This window comes from Mucilaginibacter sp. P2_A5, assembly GCF_056404995.1.
Genome location: NZ_JBFUCY010000040.1, coordinates 60,655 through 67,576, shown reverse-complemented (window position 1 = coordinate 67,576; position 6,922 = coordinate 60,655). Strand labels below are relative to the sequence as shown.

Genomic DNA, 6,922 nt, shown 5'->3' with positions numbered 1-6,922 from the left:
TAGGTTCGCTGCCAAATATTTTTTTAAAGGCGAAATCAACTAAAGGGTCAATGTATTTCCCGGTAACAGGAGGGTTATTGTTGGGCATAGCCAAATATAAAGGTTTATTCGTTATTCGCCACCACCACGAAGATAGCCCAGGCCGGCATAAAACGTCAAAGGTATGTAAACGGACAGTTGTGTTTGTTTTTCATCGCCCTTTTTCTCAAAGGGAGGAACGGCACATTTAATAGTAAATGGGCCGTTCCTACGGAACTTCAAATAGGTATGGTTGCGTTGTCCACGGGTTGAAACCCGTGGCTAATAAATGCCCCGTCCGCTATGCGGACTTTGATAAAGGGGCAAAATACATACGGCAAGGCGACAAATTGACTGTGTTGTTTGACTTAGAGATGGAAACTTTCGGCTCAATTCTGAATGAATTGTATTATCGGCCGTCTGTCCTCAATTCATCAAGTTTTCCCCAAGGGCGTAGCCCTGACACATTTTGTAGCAACGGGTTTCAACCCGTTGAACAATATAAATAATGGCAATTGAGTGCCATCGGCACGGTTCATTTTAATCGCCCGTCATCATAACGATAAGGAAACCGATGGTAAATCATCCACCCAAACCCTAAGTTTTTAAAGCATTTTTTATTATTTCCAGGATCCGTTCATTTTTCACAATCCACATGCCTAACCGCTCTTCGGTAATGCCCTCTTTTAGTTTATAAGTGTTTACCGGGTTGGTATCTTCAAAAACAGTTTCCATATACCTGAAATCAATATTTTCGATGGACGATAATTCATGGGCAACCTCCACAATATGTGTAGAAACTAAAAAGAAACAGGTTTTTACCTCTGCAAAGGCAGCAATTATAGCCAGGGAAGCATCATAGGCATCCTTAACATTTGTCCCCCTGAACAGTTCGTCAAAAATGACGAAAATGCCCCTTGACTGATTTAATTTTTCGGCCACCTGCTTTACCCGCAAAACTTCTTTATAAAAGTGGCTGTGTCCCTGTTCAATATCGTCGGCCAGGTTTATGGTTGTAATCAGACCCTTAAAAGTGGAGGTGACCATATGTTTCGCAGGCACGGGAAAGCCTATTTGGGATAAATAGATAGCAGTTCCAATTGATTTAAGCAGCGATGATTTGCCCGCCATATTGGTTCCGGTAATAAAGCAAACGTTCCTGTCGGCGCTGAATGCTATGTCGTTACTTTTAGGATTGGCAATAAACGGGTGGAATAATCCTTGGATAGTTAACCGCCTTGCATTATTTTCATTAATCATCGGCAACGTGAAACCAAGTCTTTTACCGCTTAAACCAACGGATTGATAAACATCTAACTGATAGGCAACATTCAACAAAGCCTTCATTTTCTCGTACGCGACCTGCCTGAAAAGGTGGTCGGCCTTTGCCATATCCGCAGCGCTGCGATTAGGTTTCTTTATCAATTGTTTGAGCCATAAAAGTTCTTCGGGCCGGAAAGTATTTAAAATAATGGAGCGGAATTCCTGTATTTTCTTAGGCAGATAGCCCTGTAGCGCGTCAGCGTAATTTATTAAGCTCTCAAGTATCGATAGCGTACTTTCTATTCCAGTTTGAATTACATAGTAATCATTGTTGTTATTGAATGTATGTATGATTTTTTCTAAGAATCCTGTTATAACTGAAAATGGTTTAGCATGGTAATGCTTTTTAAGATAAAACTCTACAAAATCGTAATCGTTTCTATTCAGTTCGATGGTAATATTGTGTTCCGCTATGTATAAAAACACTTCTACTCTTTCTCTTATCTGAACAGGATCGGTAAGCGGCTTGTTGAACATATCATGCAGCGCTTCGCTGCCGCCAATTGTATTGGTGTGGCTGAAAAGGTTATATATAGATTGGCGGGAAGTGTTATTTTGAAATATTGCCAGATCATTGAGCGTTTGCCTGTCTATATCGAAATTCATAAGGGTGCCGGTAAGAAACATCAACGCTCAAAATAAGATTGTAGTTTTCCGTGCCTGTATTATTTAAATGAGTGGAAATTGCAATTCGGTCCAAAATTTTGTTTATCATAAAATTTATCAAAGCGACATCACTTTCCAAATCCCTCATTAAAATTCATTAGCTTTGATATAACCGTTTATAAAATCAGCCAAACATGAAGATAATAGTAATACCCACGTTACTTGCCATCTTAGTTTTTGTTTTTTTGACCGTGTTTTACTCCAAAAATAACGCTCCTGTTGATGGTGTAACATCAATGGGCTTCCCTTGGCTTGCTTATTGGAAGCTTGGTGGCAAAACGGCCGGCCATCAGCGCCATGAATATTTTTCTGCACTCTTTTTGATAATAAATTTAGGCGTAGCCTTACTCACCATAGCAACCTGCAACGTGATGTTTCATTTGCTATACCTCCGAAAGACCTTTCTAACCACCAATAAAACCAAAAATCCATGAAATTAGTATCCTACAAAACCGAAGACCGGGAGCATTTGGGCGTTTTTGTAAACGGCCATATTTATAACCTCAACTCCTGCGATAAGCTGATACCCGATAATATGAATGAGTTTTTGTGGGGCGGCGATGAACTGATGGATCATGCACGCAGGGTACACGCCGCAATCAGCAGCGGTAGCATGGAAGCTAAAGAAGAATTGTTTTTTGAGTTGATGGCCCCGGTGCCTCACCCATCATCATGCCGGGACGCCTACGCCTTCAGGCAGCATGTAGAAACTGCCCGTCGTAACCGTGGAGTTGCCATGATCCCCGAATTTGACCAGTACCCTGTATTTTATTTTACCAACCACAACGCCATACAAGGCGCCGGCGAAATTGAATGCATGCCCGATCATTTTGATAAGCTTGATTTTGAACTGGAAGTAGCCGTTGTGCTTAATAAAAAAGGCCGCAACATCAGGGCGGCAGATGCGGATAGTTTTATTGCCGGGTTTATGATCATGAACGATATGAGCGCCCGCACCCTGCAAATGGAAGAGATGTTGCTAAACCTTGGGCCTGCGAAAGGAAAGGATTTTTCGACCGTAATTGGCCCCTGGCTGGTGACGCCCGATGAACTGGAAAAATATAAGGTACCGGCAAAACCCGGGCATACTGGTAATGCTTATAACCTGGAAATGAAATGCGTGGTAAATGGTAAACAGGTATCTGCCGGTAATATGGCCGATATGGAATGGACCTTTGCCGAAATTATTGAACGTTGTGCCTATGGATGTGATGTGTTGCCCGGCGATGTAATAGGATCCGGAACGGTTGGCACAGGCTGTTTCCTGGAGCTTAACGGAACGGGGGTGTCAAATGATCCATCGTATCAACCCCAATGGCTAAAAGATGGCGACCTGGTAGAAATGGAAGTTACCGGCCTGGGGATGCTTGGTAATATAATTACAAAGGCAAAGGACGATTTTTCGATATTAAGCCTGAAGAAGAAATAGATCTAAGTCTAAAGTTCGAAGTCTTAAGTTTTAAGTCACAATCAAATCAGACTTAGAATTTAAGACTTCGGACTTTAGACTATTTAAAAGCTTTTAAAGCATCTTTCAAGTCCTTAACTTCTTCCGAGTCGTTTTTTGAGCTTGCAAAAATATCCTGCGAAGAATCGTCGTTTCCATAATAATTTTCGTCGGCATTGTTGTCGATATTCAGGCCCGAACCATTTAGGCTGATGCCCGCAAAAAGACCACGGCTGCGCGAATAAGAATAAATTTCGGCCTCCAGTTTGTAATCGGTAGTTGCCGATTTGTTGCGGTTAACCGGTCCTGCTGCGGCCGATATGTCGCCACCAATGGTGAAATTGCTTTTTTTGATATCGGTTAACACGCTTTTATGACGGAACACCAGGATCAGATCAACAGATTGTACACCTATCTGGAAACCAACACTGCCACCTGTAAGGGTAACAAAAACCGGGTCGCTCCATTTACCATCGGCAAGCTTCACCATAGCTACGCCCTTACCGCGTTTACCGCCAATACCCAGGCCTGCGTTGATAAGTTTTGGGATAATTACTATACCTTCATATTTTTTCATCAGCTCGCTCGGGATGCTTTCTTTCATCTCGGCAAAATTCTTCAGCACATTGGCCGAATTTTGGATCCGCTCTGTTTCCTTATCATCAGCTTTGGCCGATATCAGCACAAAAAACAGGCTTAATATTAACGGGAATTTTAACAGTTTTAACGTTTTCATGGGGTGTGTAAATTAAATGCAATGTTAGCAATTAACGTAAGCAACTCATAAAACGTGCAGTTGTTTGTGTTATTTATTAACCTTTGTATGACCTAACACTTAAAATGAGGCCGATAAGCTGTAAAACATAAACTAATGGTGATGAGTTTAAATAACTCACCGCCATTAGTTTATTAAGTTGTTGCTTAATTTACGGGCTGGCAAAGGCAAGTAGCCATTTGCCCTGAATTGCCCTTCTTAAAATGCCTTCAAAGTGGCCTTTAACCCATTAACCGACTCTTTTTTACTGACAGACATGGCGAAGATATCCTTTGAAGAATCGTCATTACCATAAAAGCTGGCATTAGCCTTTTTGTCGATACCCAGGTTTGAACCGTTTATAGTGATACCTGCGAATAAACCACGGCTGCGCGAGTAGGAGTATACCTCGGCCTCCAGCTTGTAATCGGTGCTGGCTGTCGAGCTTCGGCCAACCGGGCCGGCTGCTGCAGAGATATCACCGCCAATGGTAAAATCTCCGTTTTTAACTTTGGTTAATACACCCTTATGGCGGAACACCAAAACCAGGTCGACTGATTGTACGCCAACCTGCAAGCCAAAGCTGCCACCGGTTAAGGTTACAAATACCGGGTTGCTCCATTTGCCGTCAGGCAGCTTAACCATAGCCACGCCTTTGCCGCGTTTGCCACCAATGCCTAAACCGGCATTAATTAGTTTGGGTATAATTACAATGCCCTCGTATTGTTGAAGCAATTGGCGCGGGATGCTTTCTTTCATCTTGCTAAAATCCTTCAATACATTTGTGGCGCTGTGTACACGTTCGTTTTCCTTGTCGCCGGCTTTGGCCGATACCAATACAAAAAAGAGGCTAAGCATCAATGGGATAGCCAAAAATTTTATCGTTTTCATGGGGTATGATATTTAATGTAATAGTTGATGTATAATAAACCCATAAACCCCATCGGTTGTTTTTAAATTAAATTATTTAACTGTATTGTTATCTTCGTTCAATTTTGCAGATAAAACAGCAGGCCTGGGCGTTGCGCGCATGCAGGTATTCGATGTTGGGATGTTGGTCAAATAACTCGTTTATTAATTCATCCGCGTCAGCATCGCCAACCAAACGGGTTACAGCCATCATCTGATCTTTATTGTACCCGATAAGTGATAGCGGGAAGCTTTGTTTATTGGCCTTAATCTCGGGCGGGAAGCGGAATATATCGCTGTATTCTTCTACATCGGCGGCGTGTATAAATATTGGCCCGGGTTGATTGTAGGCATTCTCAACCTCAAAAGGCGAGTGTTTAAATAATAGCCTTTTATCTACCCCTTTGTTAAACGGTTTTAAGGAGACGCGACAGGGGCCCAGGCCGGTTGCCAGTTGTTCAACAACGGGGTTGCCAAAATCATCGGTCATGGTTGTTTTTATTTTTTGGACGAAGGCTTTGGATAGTGGGACGATTTTAAAATTGTTCATGATATTGTTTTTTATTTAGATCAAAGGTGGGGCAAGGGGCAATGAGTTAAAACCCGGAACTTGCGGAAACGTGTTTTTATCGGGGTTGAATAATTTGCGATATTTCTTGTGTTTTAGTGACCAGAAATTGCATAAAATGTGAGGTTTTTTGCATGAAATTTGCGATATTTCGACGCATTTATGAGTACATTTCTGAAAAGTCGCGGGAATCCATAAATCATCGATTATCTTTGCCCCCGATGACGATGCCCGGTAAACAACAGGTTTTTTCGATAAATAGTAAAGAGCAGTTTGAGCAAACAGCCTTGGCGGTTTTTAGATACCAGGCCGAAAATTGCGCCATATACAGGCAGTTTCTCGACGGTCTGAAAATCGATTTAGAGCGGGTTGATACGGTTGAAAAAATACCCTTTTTACCCATTGAGTTTTTTAAATCGCATTGTATTCTTAGCTCAAATGACCCAATTGAGGTCACTTTTACCAGTTCGGGCACTACGGGTATGGTTACCAGCAGCCATCATGTAACCAATAAAACCTGGTACGAAGATAGCTTCAGGAATGCCTTCAGGTTGTTTTATGGTGATATTAAGGACTATACGGTATTGGCGCTATTGCCTTCCTACCTGGAGCGTGAAGGCTCATCGCTTGTTTATATGGTTGATGACTTGATAAAACAATCTGATAACCCGGATAGCGGTTTCTTTTTGTATAACCACCAAGAGCTTTACCAACAACTTATAAAACAGCAGGAAGCTCAAAAGCCTACTTTGTTAATAGGGGTTACCTTTGGGTTGCTTGACTTTATTGAGCAGTACAATATTGATTTCCCTGAATTGATTGTAATGGAAACCGGTGGTATGAAAGGCCGCCGCAAGGAAATGATCCGCGAGGAATTGCACCAGGTTTTGTGCAAAGGTTTCGGGGTGAGCACTATACATTCCGAATACGGCATGACGGAATTACTATCACAAGCTTACTCCAAAGGCTATGGCATTTTTGATTGCCCGCCCTGGATGCAAATCATCATCCGCGATACTAACGATCCTATCACGACGTTAAGCAATGGAAAAACAGGTGGAATTAATGTGATCGACCTGGCTAATATCAATTCCTGCTCGTTCATAGCCACACAGGACCTGGGTAAAACCTACGCAAATGGCTCGTTTGAGGTGTTGGGCCGGTTTGATCAAAGCGATATTCGGGGATGTAATTTGCTGATTGCTTAAAACTTATAGCCAACTTAAGTATTATTGTT

At 42.1% G+C, this 6,922-nt stretch carries 7 protein-coding genes and 1 pseudogene; 3 read left to right on the top strand and 5 right to left on the bottom strand.

The features are described 5' to 3' along the window. Positions 1–88 (bottom strand): annotated as a pseudogene (locus AC1DXF_RS26240) (Rpn family recombination-promoting nuclease/putative transposase); the annotation flags it as partial. A gap of 527 nt (positions 89–615) precedes the next feature. Further along, on the bottom strand, positions 616–1,947 hold the full coding sequence (locus AC1DXF_RS26235; RefSeq protein WP_477451662.1) for a MutS-related protein: 1,332 nt from the start codon (positions 1,945–1,947) through the stop codon (positions 616–618). 194 nt (positions 1,948–2,141) lie between these two features. Between AC1DXF_RS26235 and AC1DXF_RS26230 the strand changes: the two genes are divergently transcribed. Next, a complete protein-coding gene (locus tag AC1DXF_RS26230) occupies positions 2,142–2,441 on the top strand; it encodes a hypothetical protein (RefSeq protein WP_477451661.1) in 300 nt (99 codons plus the stop codon). After that, positions 2,438–3,436 carry a fumarylacetoacetate hydrolase family protein gene (locus tag AC1DXF_RS26225; protein WP_477451660.1) on the top strand — a complete coding sequence of 333 codons (999 nt, stop codon included), beginning with the start codon at positions 2,438–2,440 and terminating at the stop codon, positions 3,434–3,436. The genes AC1DXF_RS26230 and AC1DXF_RS26225 overlap by 4 nt, the downstream gene beginning before the upstream one ends. A gap of 79 nt (positions 3,437–3,515) precedes the next feature. Here AC1DXF_RS26225 and AC1DXF_RS26220 read toward each other — a convergent pair whose 3' ends face one another. From AC1DXF_RS26220 to AC1DXF_RS26210, 3 genes are all read right to left on the bottom strand, one after another. Then, positions 3,516–4,190, bottom strand: a complete 675-nt coding sequence (locus AC1DXF_RS26220; protein WP_477451659.1) for a lipid-binding SYLF domain-containing protein — start codon at positions 4,188–4,190, stop codon at positions 3,516–3,518. Between the two features lie 237 nt (positions 4,191–4,427). Then, positions 4,428–5,099 carry a lipid-binding SYLF domain-containing protein gene (locus AC1DXF_RS26215; RefSeq protein WP_477451658.1) on the bottom strand — a complete coding sequence of 224 codons (672 nt, stop codon included), beginning with the start codon at positions 5,097–5,099 and terminating at the stop codon, positions 4,428–4,430. An 88-nt stretch (positions 5,100–5,187) separates the two neighbouring features. After that, the gene (locus AC1DXF_RS26210) at positions 5,188–5,667 is read right to left on the bottom strand and encodes a DUF1203 domain-containing protein (RefSeq protein ID WP_477451657.1); all 480 of its coding nucleotides are present in this window, start codon (positions 5,665–5,667) and stop codon (positions 5,188–5,190) included. A gap of 239 nt (positions 5,668–5,906) precedes the next feature. Here AC1DXF_RS26210 and AC1DXF_RS26205 point away from each other — a divergent pair, with 239 nt between their 5' ends. Further along, positions 5,907–6,893 (top strand): LuxE/PaaK family acyltransferase, encoded by a 987-nt coding sequence (locus AC1DXF_RS26205; protein ID WP_477451656.1) that lies wholly within the window; start codon positions 5,907–5,909, stop codon positions 6,891–6,893. Positions 6,894–6,922 lie beyond the last annotated feature (29 nt).